The 23,311-nt window shown below is 66.6% G+C and carries 19 protein-coding genes; 12 read left to right on the forward strand and 7 right to left on the reverse strand.

Annotated elements, in window-relative coordinates; translation table 11 throughout:
• Positions 1 to 23 precede the first annotated feature (23 nt).
• The 4 genes from siaD to siaA are packed head-to-tail and all read right to left on the reverse strand — an operon-like array spanning position 24 to position 3,814.
• Positions 24 to 812, reverse strand: coding sequence for a biofilm regulation diguanylate cyclase SiaD (gene siaD, locus ACYQ3G_RS08555; protein WP_459824819.1), 789 nt, complete (start codon positions 810 to 812; stop codon positions 24 to 26).
• Positions 813 to 814: 2 nt separating this feature from the next.
• Positions 815 to 1,192, reverse strand: coding sequence for a biofilm regulation phosphoprotein SiaC (gene siaC / locus ACYQ3G_RS08560; RefSeq protein WP_459824821.1), 378 nt, complete (start codon positions 1,190 to 1,192; stop codon positions 815 to 817).
• A gap of 31 nt (positions 1,193 to 1,223) precedes the next feature.
• A complete protein-coding gene (siaB, locus tag ACYQ3G_RS08565; protein WP_459824824.1) occupies positions 1,224 to 1,760 on the reverse strand; it encodes a biofilm regulation protein kinase SiaB in 537 nt (178 codons plus the stop codon).
• A complete protein-coding gene (siaA, locus tag ACYQ3G_RS08570) occupies positions 1,757 to 3,814 on the reverse strand; it encodes a biofilm regulation protein phosphatase SiaA (protein WP_459824827.1) in 2,058 nt (685 codons plus the stop codon). The genes siaB and siaA overlap by 4 nt, the downstream gene beginning before the upstream one ends.
• A gap of 207 nt (positions 3,815 to 4,021) precedes the next feature.
• Between siaA and ACYQ3G_RS08575 the strand changes: the two genes are divergently transcribed.
• The 3 genes from ACYQ3G_RS08575 to ACYQ3G_RS08585 are packed head-to-tail and all read left to right on the forward strand — an operon-like array spanning position 4,022 to position 8,201.
• The gene (locus tag ACYQ3G_RS08575; RefSeq protein WP_459824830.1) at positions 4,022 to 5,218 is read left to right on the forward strand and encodes an ABC transporter substrate-binding protein; all 1,197 of its coding nucleotides are present in this window, start codon (positions 4,022 to 4,024) and stop codon (positions 5,216 to 5,218) included.
• Positions 5,218 to 7,542, forward strand: a complete 2,325-nt coding sequence (locus ACYQ3G_RS08580) for a PAS domain S-box protein (protein ID WP_459824833.1) — start codon at positions 5,218 to 5,220, stop codon at positions 7,540 to 7,542. The genes ACYQ3G_RS08575 and ACYQ3G_RS08580 overlap by 1 nt, the downstream gene beginning before the upstream one ends.
• Positions 7,539 to 8,201: a phosphoadenosine phosphosulfate reductase family protein gene (locus ACYQ3G_RS08585; RefSeq protein WP_459824834.1), complete on the forward strand. Its 663-nt coding sequence runs from the start codon at positions 7,539 to 7,541 to the stop codon at positions 8,199 to 8,201. Before ACYQ3G_RS08580 ends, ACYQ3G_RS08585 begins: the two co-directional genes overlap by 4 nt.
• Before the next feature lie 282 nt (positions 8,202 to 8,483).
• On the opposite strand, the gene ACYQ3G_RS08590 is transcribed toward ACYQ3G_RS08585, so the two are convergent.
• From ACYQ3G_RS08590 to cooS, 3 genes are all read right to left on the reverse strand, one after another.
• Positions 8,484 to 9,161 carry a Crp/Fnr family transcriptional regulator gene (locus tag ACYQ3G_RS08590; protein ID WP_459824836.1) on the reverse strand — a complete coding sequence of 226 codons (678 nt, stop codon included), beginning with the start codon at positions 9,159 to 9,161 and terminating at the stop codon, positions 8,484 to 8,486.
• 127 nt (positions 9,162 to 9,288) lie between these two features.
• The gene (locus tag ACYQ3G_RS08595) at positions 9,289 to 10,056 is read right to left on the reverse strand and encodes an ATP-binding protein (RefSeq protein ID WP_459824838.1); all 768 of its coding nucleotides are present in this window, start codon (positions 10,054 to 10,056) and stop codon (positions 9,289 to 9,291) included.
• Positions 10,057 to 10,121: 65 nt separating this feature from the next.
• Complete coding sequence (gene cooS / locus ACYQ3G_RS08600) at positions 10,122 to 12,005, reverse strand: anaerobic carbon-monoxide dehydrogenase catalytic subunit (RefSeq protein WP_459824840.1); 1,884 nt, start codon at positions 12,003 to 12,005, stop codon at positions 10,122 to 10,124.
• A gap of 197 nt (positions 12,006 to 12,202) precedes the next feature.
• On the opposite strand from cooS, the gene ispG reads away from it, so the two are divergent.
• From ispG to dxs, 9 genes are all read left to right on the forward strand, one after another.
• Positions 12,203 to 13,306, forward strand: coding sequence for a flavodoxin-dependent (E)-4-hydroxy-3-methylbut-2-enyl-diphosphate synthase (ispG, locus tag ACYQ3G_RS08605; protein ID WP_459824843.1), 1,104 nt, complete (start codon positions 12,203 to 12,205; stop codon positions 13,304 to 13,306).
• Between the two features lie 48 nt (positions 13,307 to 13,354).
• A complete protein-coding gene (locus tag ACYQ3G_RS08610; RefSeq protein ID WP_459824846.1) occupies positions 13,355 to 14,434 on the forward strand; it encodes an ADP-ribosylglycohydrolase family protein in 1,080 nt (359 codons plus the stop codon).
• A gap of 89 nt (positions 14,435 to 14,523) precedes the next feature.
• On the forward strand, positions 14,524 to 16,266 hold the full coding sequence (locus ACYQ3G_RS08615; protein WP_459824848.1) for a proline--tRNA ligase: 1,743 nt from the start codon (positions 14,524 to 14,526) through the stop codon (positions 16,264 to 16,266).
• A 16-nt stretch (positions 16,267 to 16,282) separates the two neighbouring features.
• Entirely contained in the window at positions 16,283 to 16,687 is a 405-nt protein-coding gene (locus ACYQ3G_RS08620) for an endonuclease domain-containing protein (RefSeq protein ID WP_459824850.1), read from the forward strand.
• Positions 16,688 to 17,855: 1,168 nt separating this feature from the next.
• Positions 17,856 to 19,238, forward strand: a complete 1,383-nt coding sequence (gene xseA / locus ACYQ3G_RS08625; RefSeq protein ID WP_459824853.1) for an exodeoxyribonuclease VII large subunit — start codon at positions 17,856 to 17,858, stop codon at positions 19,236 to 19,238.
• A complete protein-coding gene (locus ACYQ3G_RS08630) occupies positions 19,235 to 20,101 on the forward strand; it encodes a M23 family metallopeptidase (protein ID WP_459824856.1) in 867 nt (288 codons plus the stop codon). Before xseA ends, ACYQ3G_RS08630 begins: the two co-directional genes overlap by 4 nt.
• Before the next feature lie 14 nt (positions 20,102 to 20,115).
• Complete coding sequence (xseB, locus tag ACYQ3G_RS08635) at positions 20,116 to 20,331, forward strand: exodeoxyribonuclease VII small subunit (RefSeq protein WP_459824858.1); 216 nt, start codon at positions 20,116 to 20,118, stop codon at positions 20,329 to 20,331.
• The gene (locus ACYQ3G_RS08640) at positions 20,328 to 21,215 is read left to right on the forward strand and encodes a polyprenyl synthetase family protein (RefSeq protein WP_459824860.1); all 888 of its coding nucleotides are present in this window, start codon (positions 20,328 to 20,330) and stop codon (positions 21,213 to 21,215) included. The genes xseB and ACYQ3G_RS08640 overlap by 4 nt, the downstream gene beginning before the upstream one ends.
• 8 nt (positions 21,216 to 21,223) lie before the next feature.
• Positions 21,224 to 23,128 (forward strand): 1-deoxy-D-xylulose-5-phosphate synthase, encoded by a 1,905-nt coding sequence (gene dxs / locus ACYQ3G_RS08645; RefSeq protein WP_459824862.1) that lies wholly within the window; start codon positions 21,224 to 21,226, stop codon positions 23,126 to 23,128.
• Positions 23,129 to 23,311: the final 183 nt, after the last annotated feature.

Below are 23,311 nucleotides of genomic sequence, written 5' to 3' on the forward strand. Positions count from 1 at the left end.
AGAGGTGTCAAGGGGCGGCTGCGCTACAGACCCATGCAGCAGTTCCGCCCTGCGTCCTTGGCCTTGTACAGGGCCTCGTCGGCCCGCAGCAAGGTTGCGTCGATGCTCTCGCCTGGGCGGTGCAGGGTGTAGCCGATGCTGACTGTCGGTGCGGGAAGGTCGCCGTCGGTCCGCGGGGTTTCGTGCACGTTTCTGCGCAGGCGTTCGGCCACGGCAGGTGCGTTTTCCTGCGCGCAGGACGGGAAAAGGAGCAGGAATTCCTCGCCGCCCCAGCGCGCGCAGAGGTCGTATTCGCGCAGGGTCAGTTCCAGGGCGCGGGCCACGGCGTGCAGCACGCGGTCTCCGGCGGCGTGGCCGAAGCTGTCGTTGACGGCCTTGAAATTGTCTATGTCGGCGATCATGACGGCAAAGGCGTGTTCTGGCCTGCGCGCGGCCTGGGAAGCCGCCTCCTCCAGGCGCCCCGTCATGTAGCGGCGGTTGGGCAGGCCAGTCAGGGCGTCGTAGTTGGAGGCGTGCTCCAGGCGTTCCTTGAGCTGGTGCAGCATGGTCTGGTACTGGTCGCTGATGCGTACGATCTTCTCCAACTGCCGGACCTTGCGCTCGTATCTGCTCAGATAGTCCTGGCTGCGCTCGCGCTCCGCGGCCTGGAAGCGGTCGGCGATGTGGGTCAGCCTGTCCAGCAGGTGCTGTTGGTCGCGGTAGCGCCGGAAAAGCTCGGCCAGGGCGTCCTTCCACCCGTCGGGGGGCGTCTGCGCCGAGAGGATGGATTCGATCCGCTCCTCCAGGCTGTCGGTGCCGGTGCGTTCGGTCATGGTCAGGACCTCGGGGCGATGGTGAAGGAAAAGGTGCAGTCTTCCTTGAACTCCTCGGCCAGTTCGCCGACCCGCTCGTTGTCAGGGTCGTAGCTCCAGTGCACGCTGATGCGGCGGCCGCCCTGGTGGGCCTCCTCCAGCCGGTCGAAGATGTCCATCATGGCCCGGATGCTGCTCGTGTTCAGGTAGACCAGGGCCAGGTCCAGGGACAGGGGCGCGCTGCCGTTCGCCAGGAAGCCCTCGACCCACTCGATGATGGGCTGGAAGAACTCGAAGGGGTTTTCGGGGTAGGAATCCCCGGCCATGGTCAACCGCCCCTCCCGGCTGCTCGTGCGGACCAGGGGGGTGCTGGGGGTCTGGGCAAGGTCTATGTCGTGCATATCGTTCTCGTTTTGTGCTGAAGGCGTTGGTTCAGAGCATGACGCGCAGGCTCAGGAAGCTGCGCCCGGAGTCGATGGCGCGCAATGTGGCCGCCAGGGGGCAGGAAGCCTTGCGCGCCATGTCGATGAGGCCCAGGCCCGCGCTGCCGTTCAGGGTCTCCCTGGGCTGGCGCAGCTGGGTCTTGAAAAGGGTTTTGAGTGCGGCGCGGTCCATGGCCGCCAGCTCATCCACGCGCCGCACGAGTTCCAGGCCGTCCTGCGGTGCCACCACATTGCCGGCGCTGATGACATAGCGTCCGTCCTCGCGGGACACGACGATGGCGGCGTTGGCCGCGCCTTCGAGCTCCGGATGCTGGTCGGCGTAGCGTCGGATGTTCTGGGTCATCTCGATGTAGACCGCAAAGATGTCGGCCACGGCGCTGGGCGCTTCCTGCTGGTGCTGGAGGTAGTCGCGCAGGGCGCGTCCGATCTCCTCGATGAGGGCAGCATTGATGGGGCCGTTGAAGCAGACCATGATCTGCTTGCGGTCGAAAATTTCCCGCAGGTCGTAGAGGTCCGGGGTGGTCATGAGTCGGTCTCCTTCGAAGGGTCTGGCGTCGCCTGGTCGAAACGGAAGGCCAGGACGGTGATGTCGTCGCGTTGCGGCTTTTCCCCGCGGTAGTTGTTCAGGGCCCTGGCCAGGGACGCTTCCTGGTTCTCCAGGGGGAGGGCGGCGTTGTCACGCAGCCAGGCCGTGAACCCGCCGCGGCCGAAGGGCAGGTCCCTGTCGCCGCCGGCCTGGTCCAGAATGCCGTCCGTGACGAGATAAAAGACGCAACCCGGCTCCAGGTCAAGGGTCAGTTGCGTGAAGGTCCTCGGTTTGCGGTCGTTGATCCCGCCCCGATCGCCCCTGAAATTCCTGATCTCCCCGTCGCAGGCCGCGAAGAGGTCGATGTGCGCCCCGGCGAAGCGGACCGTCCTGGAAGCCCTCTCCACGTAGCACAGACCGATGTCCATGGACGTGGCCAGGCGCTCCAGGCGCTGCGTGTCGGGCAGCATGTCCCGCACGGCCCTGTCGGCGCGTTCCAGCAGCGCCGCCGGCTGGCCGAGGCCGAGTTCCACGGTGGCGCGCTCCAGGGCGGCGTGGGCGATCATGGTCATGAACGCGCCCGGCACGCCGTGCCCCGCGCAGTCCACCACGCCGAAGAGGCACCCGCCCTCGTCCTCGCGGTAGAGGTAGAAATCGCCGCCGACCACGTCGCGCGGTTGCCAGACCACGAAGTAGCGGCCCTGCATGTTCGTGTCGAGCCGCCGGTCGGGCAGGATGACGCGCTGGATGAGACTCGCGTAGCGGATGCTCTCGGTCAGCTGGCGGTGGGTGGCGGCCAGCCTGGCGTGGGTCGCCTCCAGTTCGGCCGTGCGCTCGGCCACCCGCCGCTCCAGGTCCTCGGTATAGGCCTGGACTTCGGCCGCCATGGTGTCGAAGGCGCGGGACAGGGCGCCGATCTCATCGTTGCGCTCCGAGCGCATGCGGATGCCGTACTGCCCCTGGGCGATCATTCGGGCCGAGGCGGTCAGGGTCAGCAAGGGTTGCAGGACGAGCCGGTCGAAGCCGAGGGTCAGGCCCAGGATGACCATGAGGATGATGACCCCGCCGCCGATCAGGGCCAGGCGGATGAAGCCCGAGGACAGGACTTCGGCCGCCTCGGGATTGACGCTGCTGACCACCGTCCACCCCAGCTCCGGAAGGTGGGCCAGGGCCATCACCCGCCTGCCTTCGGGGGTGATCTGCTCCATGACCTCGACTCCCCCGGCCTGACGCCGCACTTCAGCCAGCAGCCGGGAAGCGGTTTCGCGCCCGGACTCGGTGCTCAGGTCGGCGAAGAGGGTCCTGTTTGACTCCTGCTTGTCCAGGGCGCCGTATTCGATTTTCGACGGGTCGGGATGGGCCACGATGCGGCCCGCCGTGTCCACGATGAAGCTTGTGCTTCCCTGGGTTCTGGGTGCGAGCATGCTGGCCAGGAATCGGTCGAGCCGCATGCCGGTCCCCACGAGGCCGAGGGGGGCTCCGGCCGCATTGCGGACCTGCACGTTGATCCAGAGGTTCGTGACCTTCAGCATCGCGTCGGGGTTGACGTTCAGCGTGTAAGGGACCGCCTGCTCCATGGTCGAGAAATACCACGAGTCCGCGGTGTTGTTGCGGTCCAGTGTGTAGCGGTAGATGGCGCGGGGCCGCTCCGCATCCGCATAGTAGTAGGCCAGGGTATGGTGGTGGATGACGAAATAGGCCCCGTCGGCGAAAGCCGGGCGGAAGCCGGCGGCCTCGGCCAGGAAACGCCCCCGGGCCAGGGGATCCTGCTCGGACAGGAGCCAGTCGCCCAGAGCGGTCAGGCCGGCGAAGCGCTGGGCGATGGCCAGTTCGCGCCCGACCAGGGACTGGATCTTCTCCCGGGTCAGCTGCGCTTCGGACACGGCCAGCCTGCGGCTCAGATCCGCGGTCAGGTCGTGCAGGATGCGCTTGCCGACGGCGGCCGACATGAGGAGCACCGCCACGGAAATGGCCAGGAGCAGGATGCCGATCTTGCGGCGAAGGCCCGGCAGGCGTCGGGAGTGATCCGATGAGGATGTGGGGGGGTGGTGCATCTGAACCTCGGGCGGCGGTGTCTGACGTCCGCTTTGTATATGATTTTCAGCATAGTGCAATCACCAAAGCGCGCCGGGAGACTCACCCCGCTGGCCAGCGGCGGAGCCCCCGGGCTTGTGCTCCGCATGGTTCATGCCTAAAGTCATACGTATGATGCGTGCCGGGTTCGGCGGGAATGGCAGGTATGTCAAGGGAGAGGGGTGGTCATGAAAAAATATGATAAAGGCGGTTACCGGGGCCTTTTCGGAGTCCTCTGGGCGAACTGGCCGTCGGGGCTGCTGATCGCACTGGCGCTGTGCGTCCTTTCTCGGGACGCCGCCGCCCAGTCTCCTCGTCCCGAACCCGTCCGGGTGGCCAGCGTCTTCGCCATGACCGGCCCGGGCGCAGAGGAGAATTCCCCCAACTACCGCATCGTCAAGCTCGCGGCCGACAAAATCAACGCTGCTGGCGGCGTTCTGGGTCGTCCGCTGGAAATCGTGGAGTTCGACACCATGAGCTCTGCCCTCGGCGCGCGCCAAGCCGCCCATGACGCCATCAAGGCCGGCGTCGTGGCCGTGGTCGGCCCTTCCTGGAGTTCCCAGGCCATGGCCATGGGTCCGGTCCTGCAACAGGCCGGCATCCCCATGCTCGGCGCCACCACCACCGCCCCGGGCGTCACGGCCATCGGGGACTACATCTTCAGGGTCTGCTACACAGACGATTTGCAGGCCATGATCCTGGCACGCTTCGCCAGACAGGATCTCGGCGCCGTCCGCGCCGTGGTCGTGACCATTGCCGGCGACGTCTACAGTGAGGGTCTGAGCGCGGGCTTCACGCAACATTTCACGGCCCTGGGCGGGGTCGTGGCCGGACAGGTGCGCTACCTTCAGGACGCCATGGATTTCGCCGCACAAGTGGAGGCCGTCAGGCGCGAGGCCCCCGACCTGGTCCTCGTGGCCGGGTATACGCGGGATTCGGGCCTCCTGCTCAAGCAGGCGCGCGGGGCTGGTCTGAGCATGCCGTTCCTGGGCGGCGACGGCTGGACCGCCCTCGAACACTACCCGTACCTCGATCCGGCCAGGGGCGAGAACTACTACGTCTCGCACTGGCATCCCGACGATGCGTCCCCGGCCAGTCGCGAGTTCGTCGAATTGCTGCTGCGCGAGTTCGGGCCGGACGCCCTGGACTCCATCGACGCCGGCAACGCCAACGCCTACGACGCCCTCTGCCTTGTGGCCGACGCCATCCGGCGCGCCGGCAGCGCCGAACCGTCGGCCATTCGCGACGCCCTTGCCGCCACGGACGGTTTTCCTGGCGTCACGGGGACGATCTCGTTCAGAGGATCTCGAGATCCCGTGAAGCCCCTGGTCGTTCTGCGCATCACGCCGGATGCCGTCGAGTTCGTGAAGAAGGTGGAGCCCTGATGGCGAGAAAAAGCATCGCTCAGCGCATGAACCGGGACATCATGGTGACCATCGCGGTCATCGCGGTCCTCTTCGTGGCCATGGGGAGCATCATGCAGCTGCGCTGGAAAAACGACAATATCCAGTCCGTATGCCGTTTCCTGGACATGCTCGTGGCCCGCGAGCAGAGCCAGATGGCCAACGAACTCTTCGAACGCAGGTATTCGGCTCTGGGGATGCGCGTCGCGCAGATAGGCGCCCTGGACGAGGTGCTGGAGGTCGTGCTCTACGACGCTTCCGGAAAGCCCCTCGTCCGAGTTGCGGGCGGGGCGCCCGAACTCTCCACGGCGGACGTGCCGGCTCTCGACGCCGTGCGTCCGGAACCGGGCGAGCCCTACCGCTTCGAGCACGATTTTTTGGCCCTGCGCTTCACCAAGGCCGTCACCGCTGCCGGGGAAGTCCTGGGCTGGGTCCGCATCAGCCACGACCTGTCGCTCCTGCGCAGGCAGATGCTCAGCTTCTTCACCTTCTTTTTCGTCCTGCTGACCATCACCCTCATCTGCATGCTGACGCTTCTGCGCAGGAGACTGCGTCAGTCCGTGGTCGTCCCCTTGCGGGAGCTCGGCTCGTCCATGCGGGCCACGGACACCGGAAGCCTGTCCCGCGGCGTATCCCTGCGCCAGGGCGACCTCGAAATCGCCAACCTCGGCGAGGCCTTCGAGGAACTTTTGGCGCGACTGGACCGGTCGTACCGCGAACTCGACGAGGCCAATGCCGCCCTCCGGCGCAGCGAAAGCCGGCTCTCGCGGGCCATCGGCGCCAGTACCGACGCCATCTGGGAGTGGTCCTACGTCACGGGGGAAACCTATTACAGTCCCCGCTGGTATGAGATGCTTGGCTACGCCGACCAGGAACTGCCCATGAGCTATGAGACGTGGCGCAGCCTTTGCCACCCCGACGACTGCGAGCAAACCGAGAGGGAGATTCTGGAGGCGGTGAACTCCAGGGGGCTCAAGTCGTATCAGGCCGAATTCCGCATGCGGACGCGGGACGGGGGCTGGAAGTGGATTCTGAGCCGGGGCGACGTCATCGAACGCGACGGGGACGGCAATCCCGTTCTGCTGAGCGGTACCCACACGGACATTTCCGAGCGCAAGCAGGCCGAAGAGAGGCTCAGGCAGTCCGAGGAGAAGTTCTTCCGGCTTTTTCGGCTCTCCCCTGACACCATCGTTCTCGTCAACGAGAAAACCGGACAACTCGTGGACGTCAACGATTCCTTTGTCGCGCTCTCGGGGTACTCGCGCGCCGAGGCCGTGGGCCGGACTTTCCTGGAACTGGGCATCTATCGCGACCCGGCCCAGCGGGATCTGCTCTACGGGATGCTCGAACGCGACGGCACGGTTCGCAACCTTGAAATCGACGTGCAGCGCAAGGACGGTTCCGTCACGCCTTGCGCCGTCTCCAGCCAGTTGATGCAGATCGACGGGACGACACATCTGCTGGCGGTGGTGCGGGACATCTCGCAGATGAAACAGATGCAGGAACTCATGATCCAGAGCGAAAAGATGCGCTCCGTGGGCGGCATGGCAGCCGGCATCGCGCACGAGATCAACAATCCCTTGGGCATCATCCTCCAGGCGTCCCACAATCTCGTGCAGCGCATGCGCCCCGATTTTCCCAAGAACATCGAGGCGGCCGGGCGCATCGGCCTCAACATGGAACTTCTCGAACGCTACATGCGCGAGCGCAAGCTCGACGTGTTCATTGCGGACATTCATACGGCGGGCGTGCGGGCCGCGGAGATCATCCGGCGCATGCTCGATTTCAGCAGGATGAGCGAAACCGGGCGCACGTCATGCGACCTGCGGCGGCTGATCGAACAGTCGGTGGCCCTGGCGGCCACGGACTACGATCTCAGGAAAAACCATGATTTCGGCCGGATCAGCGTGGAAATCGAAGTCGAGGAAGACCTGCCGCCCGTCGCCTGCACCGAGACCGAGATCGAGCAGGTCCTGTTGAACCTTCTGCGCAACGCTTCCCAGGCCATGGCCACGGCCGTTCCTCCGACCGCGAAGCCGAGAATCCGCATCCATGCATCCGCTCTGCCCGAAGGTGTGCGCATTTCGGTCGAGGACAACGGCCCCGGCATGGACGCCGAGGTCAGCCGCCGCGCCTTCGACCCGTTCTTCACGACCAAGGCGCCGGGGCTGGGCACGGGGCTCGGCCTGTCGGTGTCCTACTTCATCGTCACCAAGAGCCACGGCGGGGATATGCGCGTCGAGTCCGAGCCAGGGAAGGGGGCACGGTTCATCATCGACCTGCCTTCCGCCCAGGAGGAGACATGACCCTTTACGACAAGGTCCGTCTGGCCAGGGAGCGCATGTCCGACGCCCTGGCGCGTTTCGGGGCCCGTGCCGCCGTGGGCTGGACGGGCGGCAAGGACTCCACCGTGGTCCTGGCCCTGTGGCGGGGCGTGCTGCGCGAGGCGGGGTGCGGGGAGGCGCCTTTCGCCATCAACCTCGATACCGGCTGCAAGTTCCCGGAGGTGCTGGCGTTCCGCGACAGCCTGGCGCGGGAGTGGGGCGTGGACGTGACCGTGGTCCGCCCGGAGGTCGACCTGGCGCGCTATCCGCTGGCCGTGGACCCGGTGCAATGCTGCGGCGAGTTGAAAATCCGTCCCCTGAACGAGGCCATCTCCCGCCTGAAGATACCAGCCATGCTGACGGGCGTGCGTGCCGACGAGAATCCGGACCGCGCTCACCGGCCGTGGTTCGAGGACCACGGCGACCATGTCCGTATCCTGCCCATCCTGGAATGGACGGAACTCGACGTCTGGACCTTCCTGGTGCGCGAGGGCATCCCCTGGTGCCCGCTCTACGACCACGGCTACCGGTCGCTCGGCTGCGTGCCCTGCACTTCCCGTTCGGGCCGGGGCGAGCGCTCGGGGCGCGACGCGGCCAAGGAGGAGAGGATGGCGCAGTTGCGGAGCCTGGGGTATTTTTAGAGGAATAAACGCCGTGTGCTGAAGAGGTTGCGGCAGCGCGGCCGCGTTCCGGTCCGTACGGAACGCTCGGACCTGCGCGTTGGACGGTGGGATAAAGGAAATTTCACGGCAGAAGCACGCTTACTCTCCCCCTGCCAAGGGGGAGTACCCGAAGGGGGAGGGGGTATTCTTCCCGGAACCGGACTGGGCTGCGTCGGATGAACACGAGTCAACCACCCCGCCCTCCGGGCACCCCTCCTTAACAGGAGGGGAGTTGAAGTCCGATTCGGATCGCGATCCGGCTCAGTTTTCCTGCGCCGCGCACGCCTCCAGGGCGGCGATGTCGGGGATGCAGATCACGCCGCGTCCTTTCAGTTCGATGACGCCGTCCTTGGCCAGGGCGTTGAGCAGGGAGGACACGGTCTGGCGCGAGGAGCCGATGATGCTGGCCATCTGTTCGGTGTTGAGGCCCAGGGAGACCATGCCGCCGTCCTCGCACTTGCCGCAGTGCCGGCACTCCCGGCAGCGGGGCAGGCGCCTGGCCTCGTAGGTCAGGAATTCCAGGAGGCGGTTGCGCACGTCCTTGAAGGCCAGAGTGTCGATGACGGAGATGGCGTGGGACAGCAGGTCGCCCAGGACGTGGATCATGGCCGAGTTGAAGCTCGGCATGGAGCCGAGGTGGCGCCGGACCTCGGTCACGTCGGCCACGAGGATTTCGAGGTCGTCCAGGGCCTGCACCCAGCCCCTGGTGTGGGTCGCGTAGACGTCGCCCGCGTCCAGCACGGCCATGGTGAATTCCTTGTCGCGGAAGGACAGGAAAACGCGCGCCCTGCCTTGGGTGACGATGAAGATCCGGTTGTCCTGCCGGGGGTGGAAGACCATGGCCCCGCGGGCAAAGGCGCGGGCGTGGAAGGCCTGGCGGACGGGCGCCATCTCGGGGCGTTCGAGATCCTGCAGCAGGGTGGTGTCGGTCAGGCGCATGGTCGGCTCCGTTTCCGCGTCCCGGGAGTTGGGAGCCCGGCTGGCGTCGGGTGCGGGCTCCGGGCGGTCCAGCCGTCATGCGTTCTTTTGGCCGTCATGTCCAGGGCCCCGGCGTCTGCGCGGCCTGCTACGACATGGCCGCCATGAGCCGTGCGCAGACCCCGTCTATGGAGGGCCGGTCGTCCAGCTCGAGAACGCTGGCCTGTTCGAGCTGCCTGCCTGACAGGCTGGCCAGGGCCGGGACATAGACCACGCTTTCGGGCAGCCCGTCCAGACTGGGGAGCCGGGGTTCGCCGACAACCCGGTTGACGGCCAGGACCTGCCGCGGCAGGCCGAGATCCGCGGCCAGAGCGCCAACCCTGGCAGCCGTCTCCAGGGACCTGCGGCTCGGTTCGCTGACCACCACCAGTCCGTCCACCGCGGCCACGGTGCCCCGCCCGAGGTGCTCCACGCCGGCCTCCAGATCCACCAGCACATGGCTTCGTTCCCGCAGCACCAGATGGGCCAGCACGGACTTGAGCAGGGCGTTGGCCGCGCAGGCGCAGCCGTCGCCGGCCCCGGTGATGGAGCCCATGGTCAGGAGGCGCTTGCGGCCCGGCCGGACGCCTTCCGCGGCCGCGACGGGCAGATCTACGCCGAGTTCCCCCGGCAGGTCCGAGACGTCGGGGGTCAGGCTCAGGAAGCCAGAGCCGATGCGCTCCCGGATGAGGTCCTCGCGTGCGCTTAAGGGGACGGGCAGGTCGCCCGGCTCCAGCCCGCAGGCCTGGCCCAGGCTCAGGGCCGTGTCCGCGTCCACGAGGATGACGTCGTGTCCCTGCCGGGCGAGATAGTCCCCGAGCCAGGCACACAGGGTGGTCTTGCCCACGCCGCCCTTGCCGGCGAATGCGATCTTCATGCGTTCCTCCTTGCGGGGGTGCGGGGGAGCCGGGGCTCCCCCGCGTGTTTCCGGCCGGTTCCCGACTAGGCGGACCAGCCCAGGGCCAGGCGCTTGGCCGTGATGCGTTCGTCGATGAGCCCCGCGGCCTTCAAGGGGTCGGGCTCGACGCTGAAACAGGCGCCGAACACGTCGTCGAGGCCTTTGAGGGCCAGGTCCGTGATCATGGCGCTGCCCAGGATGTGCGGCGGCAGCCCGAGGTGGGTGTAGACGCCGCTGGCCACGGCGTAGAGGCCGATGGCGGCCGCCTTCTCGGAGTACCACTCGGGTGCGCTGGCCGCCACGGGCAGGTCGCTGATGTCCAGGCCCGCGTAATTGGCCAGGACCGCGCAGAGGTGCAGGATGCGCGAGTTGTCCACGCAGCTGCCCACGTGCAGCACCGGCGGGATGCCCAGGGCCCGGCAGATGCCGGCCAGCCCTTCGCCGGCCTGGTCGGCTGCCTCGGGTTCCAGCAGCCCGGCCTTGCCCATGGCCACGGTGGCGCAGCCCGTGACGACGACCAGGATGTCGCGCCGGATCAGTTCCCGCGCCAGTCCCACATGCACGTGGTCATGCTTGAGCTTGGGGTTGTTGCAGCCCACGATGCCTGCCACGCCACGGACCTTCCCGGCCTGCAGGGCCTGGATCAGGGGCTCGGGCGTGCCGCCCAGGGCGCCGAGGATGGCCTCGTTGGAGAAGCCGGAGGTGATGGATACGGGTTTGGATGGGATCTCGACCTTGGCCGGGTCGCGCCGGGGGAAGGCCTCGATGGCCATGAGCACCGCCTCGCGGGCTTTGTCGCGGGCGTTTGTGTAATTGAACTCCATGTGGATGCCGCCGGGGAACTTGGCCTTGTCCGACGTGGACACGAATTTCGTGTGATAGCAGCCGGCCACGTTGACCAGGCTCGGCATGATGCACTGGTAGTCGACGATGACCATCTCCACCGCGCCGGTGACGATGGCCAGCTCCGTCATGAGGTGGTTGCCGGCCATGGGCACGCCTTGGCGCATGAGCACCTCGTTGCCCGTGCAGCACAGGCCCGCGATGTTGATGCCCGTGGCGCCGGCCTCTTTGGCCTTGGCCAGGATTTCGGGCTCCCGCGCCGCGGCCAGGATCATCTCCGAGACGATGGGGCTGTGGCCGTGGACCAGGATGTTGACCTGGTCCTCCTTCAGCACGCCCAGGTTGACCACGGCTTTGACGGGCTTGGGCGTACCGAAGATGATGTCCGAAACCTCCGTTGCGATCATGGACCCGCCCCAGCCGTCGGCCAGGGCCACGCGGCCGGCGTGCAGGCAGATGGACACGGGGTCGCAGTCCACGCCCATGTGCGTGCGGTGGAGCATCTCCACGCAGTCGCGGTCGATGCCGCGCGGCGTGCAGCCGAAGCGCTCCCAGACGTCCTTGCGCTTCTGCGGGGCGCGGCCGCTGAAGGCCACGTGGTGGGACCGGCAGCCGTAGTCCTCGAAGAACAGGTCGGCCAGGGCCTTGGCCCGCTCGCGGACGGAGAGGCCTTCGACCGCGATGCCCAGCTCCGTGCAGATGCGCTCGAGCTTGGCCTCGTCACGGATGCCGTAGTCCGTGGTCTTGCCCTCGCCGATGGCGGCCAGGGTCTCCAGCAGGTCCCGGCCGTGGTCAGAGTGGGCGGCCGCGCCGGCGGCCACGAAGCGGCCGAAGTTGCGCGCGACGGTCAGGTCCCCGTCTGCGCCGCACACGCCGTGCGTTTTTCTCGGCCCCTTGGGGTTGATGCGGCAGGGGCCCATGACACACTTGCTGCAGGTCAGCCCCTGGTCGCAGAAGGTGCAGTGGGGCGTCTGGTCCTGGAGCCGGTCCCAGATGAGATTCACTCCCTCGCGCCGCGCCTTGGCGATCATCTTCTGCGCGTCTTCCCACGGACTCAGATCGTGAATTTCCCTTTCCTTGGCCATGCGAACCCTCCTTCAGTTTAACGGCCTGCGCCGGGTCTTTCCGATGATGGATGCAGCCTTGCCGCCCTGTGGCGGCCCATGGGACTGCCATAGGCCATAGCACGTCTTTTTGTCTGTCGCCTAGCTGACAGGCGGGGCGAATTTTAGGATTTCCCCCACCTTGGCTTTGACCGCCAAATTCATTACGCTCCCCCGCCATGACACAGACAGACGCATCCATCCTCGCCCCCCGGCGCGCGACCCGCACCATCTCCGTCGGCGGGGTGGGCATAGGCGGCGGCAATCCCGTGCGCGTGCAGTCCATGACCAACACGGACACCCGCGACGTCGAGGCCACCCTGGCCCAGATCGAGGCCCTGGTCCGGGCCGGCTGCGAGATCGTGCGCCTGGCCGTGCTCGATCTCGAAGCGGCCGTGGTCTTGAAGAAAATTTGCGTGGCTACGGGCGTGCCCCTCATCGCCGACATTCATTTCGACTCCCGTCTGGCCGTGCAGGCCGTGGAGGCGGGGGTGAAGGGTCTGCGCATCAACCCCGGCAACATCGGCGGCCCCGACAAGGTCGACCGCGTGGTGCACGCCGCCCGCGCGGCCGGCGTGCCCATCCGCATCGGCGTCAACAGCGGCTCCGTGGACAGGGAACTGCTCAAGAAACACGGCGGCCCGACCCCGGCGGCCATGGTCGAGAGCGCCATGGAGCACGTGCGCCTGCTGGAGGAGCGCGGCTTTTACGATACCAAGATTTCGCTCAAGTCGTCGAGCGTGCTGGGCACCGTCGCAGCCTACCGGCTCATGTCGCAGACCGTCGACTACCCGCTGCACATTGGCGTGACCGAGGCTGGCACGGCCATGCGCGGGGCGGTCAAGTCGTCGGTGGGCCTGGGCATCCTGCTGGCCGAGGGCATCGGCGACACGCTCCGTGTTTCGCTGACAGCCGATCCCGTCGAGGAGATGCTCGTGGCCTGGGAGATCCTGCGCGCCCTGGGCCTGCGGGCCAGGGGGCCGGAGATCGTGTCCTGCCCGACCTGCGGCCGGACCGAGATCGGGCTTATCGAACTGGCCAACGCCGTGGAGGACAGGCTGCGCGGGGTGGAGGAGGTCTTCACCGTGGCGGTCATGGGCTGCGTGGTCAACGGGCCCGGCGAGGCCCGCGAGGCCGACATCGGCGTGGCCGGGGGACGCGAATCCGGGCTCATCTTCCGCAAGGGCGAGGTGGTGCGCAAGGTCAAGGGCAGGGCCGAGCTGCTGCCGGCCTTCATGGAAGAGCTGGAGAAATTTCTGGACGAGCGGCGAGGCGGGGCGTGACCCGACCTCTTCCGGCGTCCGTGGCCGTGTGAGCAGAAAGGGGGGAACATGCCGGGAAAGGACATCAGGGACCGCGCCGCCGGCGCCGTCATGGGAGCCTTCATCGGGGACGGCCTGGGGCTCGGACCCCATTGGTATTACGACCTTGACGAGCTGCGCCGCGACTACGGCGACTGGATCACCGATTACACGGACCCCATGCCCGGCCGCTACCACGAAGGCATGCGGGCCGGACAGCTGTCCCAGGCGGGCTACATCCTGGAGCTGACCGCGCGCTCCCTGGTCGAGTGCGGCGGCTACGACGAGCCGGATTTCTGCCGCCGCATGGACGAGGAGCTTTTTTCCCTCCTCGACGGCTCGCCCGTCAGCGGGCCGGGCTTCTACACCAGTCAGTCCATCCGCGATGCCTGGCGGCGGCGTGTCCGGCAGCGTCTGCCCTGGGGACGGACGGCCGGCCCGGCCGACACCACCGAGGCCATCGAGCGGACCCTGGCCATCGCCGTGCGCTATGCCCTGGAGCCTGCCAGGCTGGCCGAGGCCGTGTCCGACAACGCCGCCCTGACCCAGAACGACGAGACGGTCCTGTCTTTGACCGTGGCCTACGGCGCGGTGCTTGGGCAGATGGTGCAGGGGCAACCGCTGGACACGAGAATTTCCGGGCGCCTCATGAAACTGGTCAAGAGCGGCGAGCTGCCGTTCCACGCCGTGACGCGCGACAACCTCCAGCCCCCGCGCCCAGGCGACCCGGACCCGCCACGGGCCGGCCGCTTCGCCTCGCCCGACGCCCTGCTGTCCCCGGCCTACTTCGCAGCGGCGGCCGCGGACCCGGCCGTGCGCATCGAACCGGCCTGGAAAGTCTCCCTGGTCTACGGCATGCCGTGCGCCATCTATCACCAGCTCCCGGCGGCCTACTACCTGGCGGCGCGCTTCCGGGACGACTTCGAGTCCGCCGTGCTCCACGCCGTCAACGGCGGCGGCCAGAACCAGGCCCGCGCCATCCTGACCGGCGCCCTGGTCGGGGCCCAGACCGGCCTCTCGGGCATCCCGTGGCGCTTCGTGGACGGCTTGGCACGGGGCAGTGAGCTGCTGGAACTGGCCGAACGGCTGGCGGAGCAGACGGCCGTCTGATTCAACTGTCCGGATTTATTGTCGGAAAAATATCGCGTTCACCAAGAATTCAACCATTTCTTTACATATTCATATCGAGGAGACATTTCATGCTGTTCAGCAAGTTCTACGCGCCCACCCTGAAGGAGACCCCGGCCGAGGCCGAGGTCATCAGCCACAAGCTGCTGCTGCGCGCGGGCATGATCCGCAAGCTGACCAGCGGCATCTACACCTACATGCCGCTGGGTCTTCGCGCCATCAACAAGGTCGCAAACATCGTGCGCGAGGAGATGAACCGGGCCGGGGCCCAGGAAATCTCCATGCCCATGGTCCAGCCGGCCGACCTGTGGCAGGAGAGTGGGCGCTGGGAATTCTACGGCAAGGAGCTCCTGCGCCTCAAAGACCGCAACGGCCGCGACTACTGCCTCGGGCCTACCCACGAGGAGGTCATCACCGACCTCATCCGCGGCGAGGTGCGTTCCTACCGGCAGCTGCCCCTGAACCTCTACCAGATCCAGACCAAGTTTCGCGACGAGATCCGCCCGCGTTTCGGCCTCATGCGCGGCCGCGAGTTCATCATGAAGGACGCCTACTCCTTCGACAAGGACGACGAGGGCGTGAACGCGAGCTACCAGGCCATGTACGACGCCTACGAGCGCATCTTCACCCGTCTGGGCCTGCAGTTCCGCGCCGTGAGCGCCGACTCGGGCGCCATCGGTGGCAGTTTTTCGCACGAGTTCATGGTCCTGGCCGACACGGGCGAGGACACCCTGGCCGTGTGCACGTCCTGTTCCTACGCCGCCAACCTGGAGAAGGCGGAGCTCAAGCCCGGCGCGCCCTGCACCGAAACGTGCGCCCCATTTGAGCAGGTCGCCACCCCCGGCAAGCACACCGTCGAGGACGTGGCCGGCTTCCTGGCCGTGCCCACGGAGAAGATCATGAAGACGCTCCTCTTCGACGTGGACGGACGTTCCGTGGCCGTGCTGCTGCGCGGCGACCGCGAAGTGAACGACGTCAAGCTCAAGAACATGTTGAACGCCACGAACGTCGACCTGGCCACGCCCGAGCAGGTCCAGGCCTGGACCGGTGCGCCCGTGGGCTTCGCCGGCCCCGTGGGTCTCAAGGTCGACGCCATCTACGCCGACTTTGAGATCGCCTCGGCCACGGATTTCGTCTGCGGAGCCAACGCCGCCGACGCGCACCTCCTGCACGTGGACCCGCGCCGCGACATCACCCTGTCGACCGACGCCGCGCCCACGGGCTACGCCGACCTGCGCTCCATCACCCTTGACGACCCCTGCCCGGCCTGCGGCGGCCCCCTGACCATGCCCAAGGGCATCGAGGTCGGCCACGTCTTCAAGCTCGGCACCAAGTACTCCAAGGCCATGAACGCCACCTTCCTCGACGAGAACGGCAAGGAGCAGGTCATCATCATGGGCTGCTACGGCATCGGCGTCAGCCGCGTGGTGGCCGCCAGCATCGAGCAGAACAACGACGCAAACGGCATGATCTTCCCCCCGTCCATCGCCCCCTTCGAGGTCACGGTCCTGGCCATGTCCACCAGGGACGAGAAGGTCATGACCATGGGCCGCGAAATCCACGACTGGCTGGAAAGCCAGGGCATCGACACCCTGTTCGACGACCGCGACGAACGCCCCGGCGTCAAGTTCAACGAAGCCGACCTCATGGGCTCGCCCATGCAGATCGTCATCGGCGGCAAGGGCTTGGAGAAGGGCGTGCTTGAGGTGAAGAACAGGAAGACCGGCGAGAAGCGCGAACTGCCCGTGGCGGATTGGCAGAACGCGATTCTGGAATGGCGCAAGGAAGTGATGAAGGAGTGGGGATTGGCGTAATGATGATGAGGTTGCCGTGTCTGAAAAGAAGGCGCAGCATCAACTCCGGGAAAACAATCTGCCTTCGCTTCGAACCTTTCGGCGTGAATTGCGCAAGCATCTGACCCCGGCCGAAGCAAAATTGTGGACGCACATCAAAAGCTCGCAACTCGAAGGCAGAAAATTCAGACGACAGCACAGTGTGGGCAGGTACATTCTTGATTTTTACTGCCCGCAAGAGCGATTGGCCGTTGAACTGGATGGTGAGGTGCACAGCTTTGTCAGTGCGCAGGAACGTGATTTGGAGCGGGATATTTTTCTGAATACACAGGGAATCAAGGTGTTGCGCTTTGAAAACAAGGTAGTGTTTCAAGATGTTGAGGCTGTGCTGATTGAGATTCAGCGGTATTTTGGGTGGTTTGTGGAAGTAGAGACTGGGTAAGAAGCAACCACCCCGCCCTTCGGGCACCCCTCCTTGGCAGGAGGGGAGTTGGAGCGGTCTTTGGGCGGATGTTGAGGCTTTATGCGTCAGAAGTATGTGCGGGATGCATGGGTCTGGCCTGACGGAACACGCCGAACGGTAAGCACAATCTGATTCTCCCCCTGCGAAGGGGGAGTACCCGCAGGGGGAGGGGGTATTCCTCTTTGAAGCGGGTAAGAGGCAACCACCCCGCCCTTCGGGCACCCCTCCTTGGCAGGAGGGGAGTTGGAGCGGTCTCTGGGCGAATGTTGATGTTTTATGCGTCAGCTGTATGTCGGGGATGCCTGAGTTTGATCTTCCGAAAGACGTTGCACGCCCAGCAAATCCGATTCTCCCCCTGCCAAGGGGGAGTACCCGCAGGGGGAGGGGGTATTCCTCTTTGAAGCGGGTAAGAGGCAACCACCCCGCCCTTCGGGCACCCCTCCTTGGCAGGAGGGGAGTAGGTGTGGTCTCTGGGCGAATGTTGATGCTTTATGCGTCAGCTGTATGTCGGGGATGCCTGAGTTTGATCTTCCGAAAGACGTTGCACGCCCAGCAAATCCGATTCTCCCCCTGCCAAGGGGGAGTACCCGCAGGGGGAGGGGGTATTCCTCTTTGAAGCGGGTAAGAGGCAACCACCCCGCCCTTCGGGCACCCCTCCTTGGCAGGAGGGGAGTAGGTGTGGTCTCTGGGCGAATGTTGATGTTTTATGCGTCAGCTGTATGTCGGGGATGCCTGAGTTTGATCTTCCGAAAGACGTTGCACGCCCAGCAAATCCGATTCTCCCCCTGCCAAGGGGGAGTACCCGCAGGGGGAGGGGGTATTCCTCTTTGAAGCGGGTAAGAGGCAACCACCCCGCCCTTCGGGCACCCCTCCTTGGCAGGAGGGGAGTTGGAGCGGTCTTTGGGCGGATGTTGAGGCTTTATGCGTCAGAAGTATGTGCGGGATGCATGGGTCTGGCCTGACGGAACACGCCGAACGGTAAGCACAATCTGATTCTCCCCCTGCGAAGGGGGAGTACCCGCAGGGGGAGGGGGTATTCCTCTTGAACCGGATTTTATCAGGCTTTCCCAATTTGTGACGCACTGCGTCACAAATTGCTTTAATCATCTGGATTGACCGTTCACCCTAAAAAATATTTAGCGTTCCTATGCACATTTTCTCCGTCCGCACCCTGACCCAGGCCATCAAGGACGTCCTTGAGGGCGAGTTCCCGTTCGTCTGGGTGCGGGGGCAGGTTTCGAACCTTTCCAAGCCGCCTTCGGGGCATGTCTACTTCTCCCTCAAGGACGAGGAGGCGACGCTTAACGTCGTGTGGTTCAAGGGGGCCCAGCCCAAGGCCGGGAAGGATGACGGGGAGCGGGTCAACCCGCTGACCGGCGAGGTGGAAAGCGGGGCGCCGCTGCAGTTGGCCGACGGGCTCGAAGTGCTCGTGGCCGGGCGCATGAACGTGTACCCGCCGCGCGGGGCCTATCAGCTCGTGGCCGAGCTGGTGCAGGGGCAGGGCATGGGCGAGTTGGCCGTGGCCTTCGAGGCCATGAAGGCCAAGCTGGCGGCCAAGGGGTATTTCGACCCGGAGCGCAAGATGACGCCACCGCGCAACCCGCGCCGGGTGGCCGTCATCACCGCGCCCCAGGGCGCTGCCCTGCAGGACTTTCTGCGCGTGGCCGGGGACCGGGGGTACGGGGCCGTCGTGCGGCTGTACCCGAGCCTGGTGCAGGGCGACAGCGCGCCGGCCCAGATCGCCTCCGCCCTGGACCGGGCGGACCGGGACGGCTGGGCCGAGGTCGTGGTGCTTATCCGCGGCGGCGGGTCTTTGGAGGACCTGTGGGCCTTCAACACCGAGCCCGTGGCCGAGGCTCTCTTCCGCTGCCGTCTGCCCGTGGTCTGCGGTGTGGGGCACGAGGTGGACACGACCATCGCCGACCACGTGGCCGACCTGCGCGCGGCCACGCCGTCCCACGCGGCCCAGGTGCTGTGGACCGAGCGGGCGGTGCTCAGGCAGCAGGCCGACGAGATTTTCCTGGCTCTCGCCCGAGGCATGGGACGCTTTCTGGACGAGCGCGAGGGGGGCCTGAACCGGCAGGTGCAGGGGCTCATGTGGAACTCGCCGGCCCGACGCATCGAGCGCGGGGGGTTCGAACTGGAGCGTCTGGCGGACCGGCTGCGACAGGCGGCCCTGCGCATGGCCGGGGAACGGCGCGAGGCCCTGTCCCGCCTGGACGAGCGCCTGCGCCGCGCCTTCGGTCCGGCCCGTCTCATGTCCCTGCAATCCGAGCTGGACCGGACCGGTTCGGCTCTGGCACAGTCCGCTTCGGCCCTGGTCGGCCGTCGCCGGGACGCCCTGCGCGACCTGGAGGGCCGCCTGGCCGCCCTGGACCCGGCCGCGCCCCTGACCCGCGGCTACGCCCTGGTGCGGGGCCGGGACGGGTTCGTGCGTTCGCTCCTGGACGTGCGGCCCGGCGATACGATCCGCGTGCAGGTCTCGGACGGCGAGTTCGGGGCCGAAGTGCTGCCCGAGGAGCTTTCATGATGTTTCGTTTTCTCATGGCGTTACTTTTCCTGGCCGCTGCCGTGCCTCTCGCGCCCGCCCGGGCCGCCCAGCTGCGGGTGGAGTGCCCCGAGGTCATCGGCATCGGCCTGCCCTTCGTGGTCCGGGTCGAGTCCGACACGCCTCTGGACAGGCTTCTCGTGGAGTGGGACGGGCGCAAGCTCCAGGTGCCAGCCGCCGGCGAGCGGAGCGTGGAGTTCCTGCTCGGCTCCGACGTCCTCAAATCCAAGCCCGGTCCGCGGGACCTGCGCGTGACCAAGCTGGGCCTGAGCCCCGTGTCCGTGTCGACGCACGTCCTGGTCGAGAAGCGCGAGTTCCCCGAGCAGCGCCTGACCGTGCCGCCGGACATGGCCACGCCCCCGGCCGCCGTGCAGGAGCGCATCAATCGCGAGCAGGCCGAAGTGCGCGAGACCCTGGCCAGAATTTCGGCCGTGAACCATCTTTCCCTGCCGCTCATGCGCCCCGTGCCGGGGGCCGTGAGCAGCGCCTACGGGCTGCGCCGTTTCTTCAACGACCTGGAGCGCAACCCCCACCGCGGGCTGGACCTCAAGGCCGCCCTGGGCGAGCCGGTGCGGGCCGCGGCCGCAGGGCAGGTTGTGCTCGCGGCGGATCATTACTATGGGGGACGCTCGGTTTTCATCGACCATGGTCTGGGCGTCTATTCCGTGTACATGCATCTCGATGAGTTCCGGACGGAGCAGGGGGCCATGGTCGAGGCCGGGCAGGTCATCGGCCTGGCGGGCCAGACCGGCCGGGTCACGGGGCCGCATCTGCACCTGGGCTTCTATGTGCTGGACATGGCCGTGGACCCGTCGGCCCTCTTTTTCCCCAAGACCGGGCAATAAACGCAGGACAGGATATGGCGAAGACACTGAGTTTCGAAAAGCGGCTGGAACGGGTCAGGGAGATCACGGCTTTGCTTGAGGGCGGGGAGCTTCCTTTGGAGCAGGGGGTCAAGCTCTTTCAGGAGGGCGTGCGCCTGTCCCGGGAGTGTTCGGCCGAGCTGGAGCAGGCCCGCGTCATCGTCGAGAACGCCGGGCAGGAGCCCGGCCCGGAAGCGGGAGAGGACGCATGACGCCGCAGGACATGAAGGCCGAGCTGAAGGCCCTCGGCGTGCTGGTGGAAGGGCGCCTGGCCACGGTTTTCGCTGACGGGGGCACGCCCGCGCATCTGGTCGCCTCCATGGACTATTCCCTCATGGCCGGCGGCAAGCGCCTGCGGCCCGTGCTCTGCCTGGCCTGGGCCGAGCTTGTCGGGGGGCGTCTCGACGAGGTGCTCGATTTCGCCTGCGCCATCGAATGCATCCACACCTACTCACTCATCCACGACGACCTGCCCGCCATGGACGACGACGACCTGCGCCGGGGCAAGCCCTCCAACCACAGGCAGTTCGACGAGGCCACGGCCATCCTGGCCGGTGACGGTCTGCTGACCGAGGCCTTCACTTTGGCCTCGGCCCTGAAACTGCCGGCCGAGCGGGTTATTAAGGCCATATTTCATCTCTCGACCGCGGCCGGCCCGCGTGGCATGGTCGGCGGCCAGGTCCTGGACATGGACCTCACGGGCAAGGGCGCCGACCTCTCGCTGCTTCGGACCATGCACGCCATGAAGACCGGGGCCCTCATCGAGTCGTCCTGCGTGACCGGCTGCATCCTCGGCGGCGGGGACGAGGCCGCCCTGGCCCGGGCCTCGGAATACGGCCAGGCCGTGGGCCTGGCCTTCCAGGTCACGGACGACATCCTCGACGTGGTCGGGGACACGGCCGACTTGGGCAAGCCCGCCGGCAGCGACGAAGCCCGGGGCAAGTCCACCTATCCGGCGCTCATGGGCATCGATAGAAGCCGCGCCCTTGCTCGCGAGAGCGTGGATCGGGCAGTGGGCGCCCTGGACGGCTTTTCGCACCCGCGCGCCGATTTCCTGCGCGCCGTGGCCGGGTACATTCTGGATCGAACGCATTAGGAGCATCCATGACCGAGCAAACCCTGCAGGAACTTTTCCCCACCCTGGCCGGCATCCGACAGCCCGGCGACATCCAGAGGCTGGACGAGAAGGGCCTGACCAGGCTGGGCGAAGAGATCCGCCGCATGATCATCCAGACCGTCTCGTCCACGGGCGGCCATCTGGCCCCGTCCCTGGGCGTGGTGGAGCTGACCATGGCGCTGCTGCGCGTGTTCAACCCCGCCCATGACCGCATCGTCTGGGACGTGGGTCATCAGGCCTATGCCTACAAGCTGTTGACGGGCCGCCTGGCGCGTTTTCACACCCTGCGCCAGCTCGGCGGCATCAGCGGGTTTCCGCGCCTGGGCGAGAGCCCCTTCGACCACTTCGGGGTGGGACACTCCTCGACGTCCATCTCCGCCGCCCTGGGCATGGCCGCGGCCCGCGACTTGGGCCGGCGGGACAACAAGGTCGTGGCCGTCATCGGCGACGGCTCCATGACCGCGGGCCTGGCCTACGAGGGTTTGAACCAGGCCGGGGGGCTGGGCAAGGACCTCATCGTCGTCCTGAACGACAACGAGATGTCCATCTCCCGCAACGTCGGCGCCCTGTCGTCCTTTCTGAGCCGCAAGCTGTCCATGCGCTGGGTGCAGCGGTTCAAGAAGGAGGCCGAGGCCATCATGCGCCAGATTCCCAAGATCGGCGACGACCTGGCCGACTACGCCCGCCGCAGCGAGGACTCCTTCAAGAGCTTCTTCACCCCCGGCATGCTCTTCGAGGCCTTCCGCTTCACCTACATCGGCCCCATCAAGGGGCACGACATGCGCCAGCTGACGAGCGTCCTGGAGCAGGCCAAGGGGCTCGAAGGCCCCATCCTGGTCCATGTCCTGACCAAGAAGGGCAAGGGCTACGAACCGGCCGAGACCAACCCGACCTATTTTCACGGCGTGGGCTGCTTCGAGCCCGAGACGGGCGTGGCCCGCAAGTTCGGCGTCTGCTCGCTGCCGACCTACACGGACGTTTTCGGCTCCACCCTCTGCGACCTGGCGGCGAGGGACGACAAGATCGTGGCCATCACGGCCGCCATGCCCGAAGGCACGGGCGTGGCCTGCTTCTCGGAGCGCTACCCGGACCGATTCTTCGACGTCGGCATCTGCGAACAGCACGCCGTGACCTTCGCCGCGGGCCTGGCCTCGCAGGGCGTGAAGCCCGTGGTGGCCATCTACTCGACCTTCATGCAGCGCTCCTACGACCAGATCGTGCACGACGTCTGCCTGCAGAACCTTAACGTGACCTTCTGCCTGGACCGCGGCGGCCTGGTGGGCGAGGACGGGGCCACGCACCACGGCGTGTTCGACCTGTCCTTCCTTCGCCACATCCCGAACCTCGTGCTCATGGCCCCGCGCAACGAGCCCGAATTGCAGCACATGCTGGCCACGGCCCTGGCCTACGCAGGCCCCGTGGCCGTGCGCTACCCGCGCGGCGTGGGCGAAGGCTCGGCCCTGGCCGAAAAGCCGGAAATTCTGCCCATCGGGCAGGGCGAACTGCTGCGCGAAGGCACCGACGGCGTCATCGTGGCCCTGGGCAGCCGGGTCACTCCGGCCCTGGATGCGGCACGGGTCTTCGCCGAGGAGACGGGAAAGGAAGTGGCCGTGTTCAACGCGCGCTTCGTCAAACCCCTGCCCGAGGCGCAGCTCCTGGCTCTGGCCGCGTCGCAGCCCTTCATGCTGACGGTGGAGGAGAACGCCCTGGCCGGGGGCTTCGGTTCGGCCGTGCTGGAGCTTCTGTCCGACCGCGGCGCCCTGGGGAGCTTGCGGGTCAAGCGTCTTGGGGTGCCGGACCAGTTCGTCGAACACGGCAGCCAGAAGGAGTTGCGGGCCAGGCTCGGCATCAACCGCGACGGCATTCTGGACGCGTTGCGCGGGATGGTCTGAGCGCACTTCGTCACCGCAACGAAAAAAGGCGTCAACTGGTGGCGCCTTTTTTCGTGGAACATTGCCCCTCCGGACAGCGCGTGGAACGATATTCGGAGGGGGTATCGTGAAACGCGGGCCTCGATCCGGAGTCGTGCCGCGTCCATTGCGGGGCGAGGGGCCTGACGCCGCCATCGGTCTTCC

Source organism: Desulfomicrobium salsuginis (genome assembly GCF_054657795.1).

Excerpts from the sequence above, each read along its gene's own strand:
- siaC (WP_459824821.1), bottom strand. The coding sequence starts at position 1,192 with ATGCACGACATAGACCTTGCCCAGACCCCCAGCACCCCCCTGGTCCGC.
- cooS (WP_459824840.1), bottom strand. The coding sequence starts at position 12,005 with ATGGCCAAGGAAAGGGAAATTCACGATCTGAGTCCGTGGGAAGACGCG.
- ACYQ3G_RS08590 (WP_459824836.1), bottom strand. The coding sequence starts at position 9,161 with ATGCGCCTGACCGACACCACCCTGCTGCAGGATCTCGAACGCCCCGAG.
- dxs (WP_459824862.1), top strand. The coding sequence starts at position 21,224 with ATGACCGAGCAAACCCTGCAGGAACTTTTCCCCACCCTGGCCGGCATC.
- siaD (WP_459824819.1), bottom strand. The coding sequence starts at position 812 with ATGACCGAACGCACCGGCACCGACAGCCTGGAGGAGCGGATCGAATCC.
- siaA (WP_459824827.1), bottom strand. The coding sequence starts at position 3,814 with ATGCACCACCCCCCCACATCCTCATCGGATCACTCCCGACGCCTGCCG.
- ispG (WP_459824843.1), top strand. The coding sequence starts at position 12,203 with ATGACACAGACAGACGCATCCATCCTCGCCCCCCGGCGCGCGACCCGC.
- ACYQ3G_RS08610 (WP_459824846.1), top strand. The coding sequence starts at position 13,355 with ATGCCGGGAAAGGACATCAGGGACCGCGCCGCCGGCGCCGTCATGGGA.
- ACYQ3G_RS08585 (WP_459824834.1), top strand. The coding sequence starts at position 7,539 with ATGACCCTTTACGACAAGGTCCGTCTGGCCAGGGAGCGCATGTCCGAC.
- ACYQ3G_RS08640 (WP_459824860.1), top strand. The coding sequence starts at position 20,328 with ATGACGCCGCAGGACATGAAGGCCGAGCTGAAGGCCCTCGGCGTGCTG.
- ACYQ3G_RS08595 (WP_459824838.1), bottom strand. The coding sequence starts at position 10,056 with ATGAAGATCGCATTCGCCGGCAAGGGCGGCGTGGGCAAGACCACCCTG.
- ACYQ3G_RS08615 (WP_459824848.1), top strand. The coding sequence starts at position 14,524 with ATGCTGTTCAGCAAGTTCTACGCGCCCACCCTGAAGGAGACCCCGGCC.
- siaB (WP_459824824.1), bottom strand. The coding sequence starts at position 1,760 with ATGACCACCCCGGACCTCTACGACCTGCGGGAAATTTTCGACCGCAAG.
- xseA (WP_459824853.1), top strand. The coding sequence starts at position 17,856 with ATGCACATTTTCTCCGTCCGCACCCTGACCCAGGCCATCAAGGACGTC.
- ACYQ3G_RS08630 (WP_459824856.1), top strand. The coding sequence starts at position 19,235 with ATGATGTTTCGTTTTCTCATGGCGTTACTTTTCCTGGCCGCTGCCGTG.
- ACYQ3G_RS08580 (WP_459824833.1), top strand. The coding sequence starts at position 5,218 with ATGGCGAGAAAAAGCATCGCTCAGCGCATGAACCGGGACATCATGGTG.
- xseB (WP_459824858.1), top strand. The coding sequence starts at position 20,116 with ATGGCGAAGACACTGAGTTTCGAAAAGCGGCTGGAACGGGTCAGGGAG.
- ACYQ3G_RS08575 (WP_459824830.1), top strand. The coding sequence starts at position 4,022 with ATGAAAAAATATGATAAAGGCGGTTACCGGGGCCTTTTCGGAGTCCTC.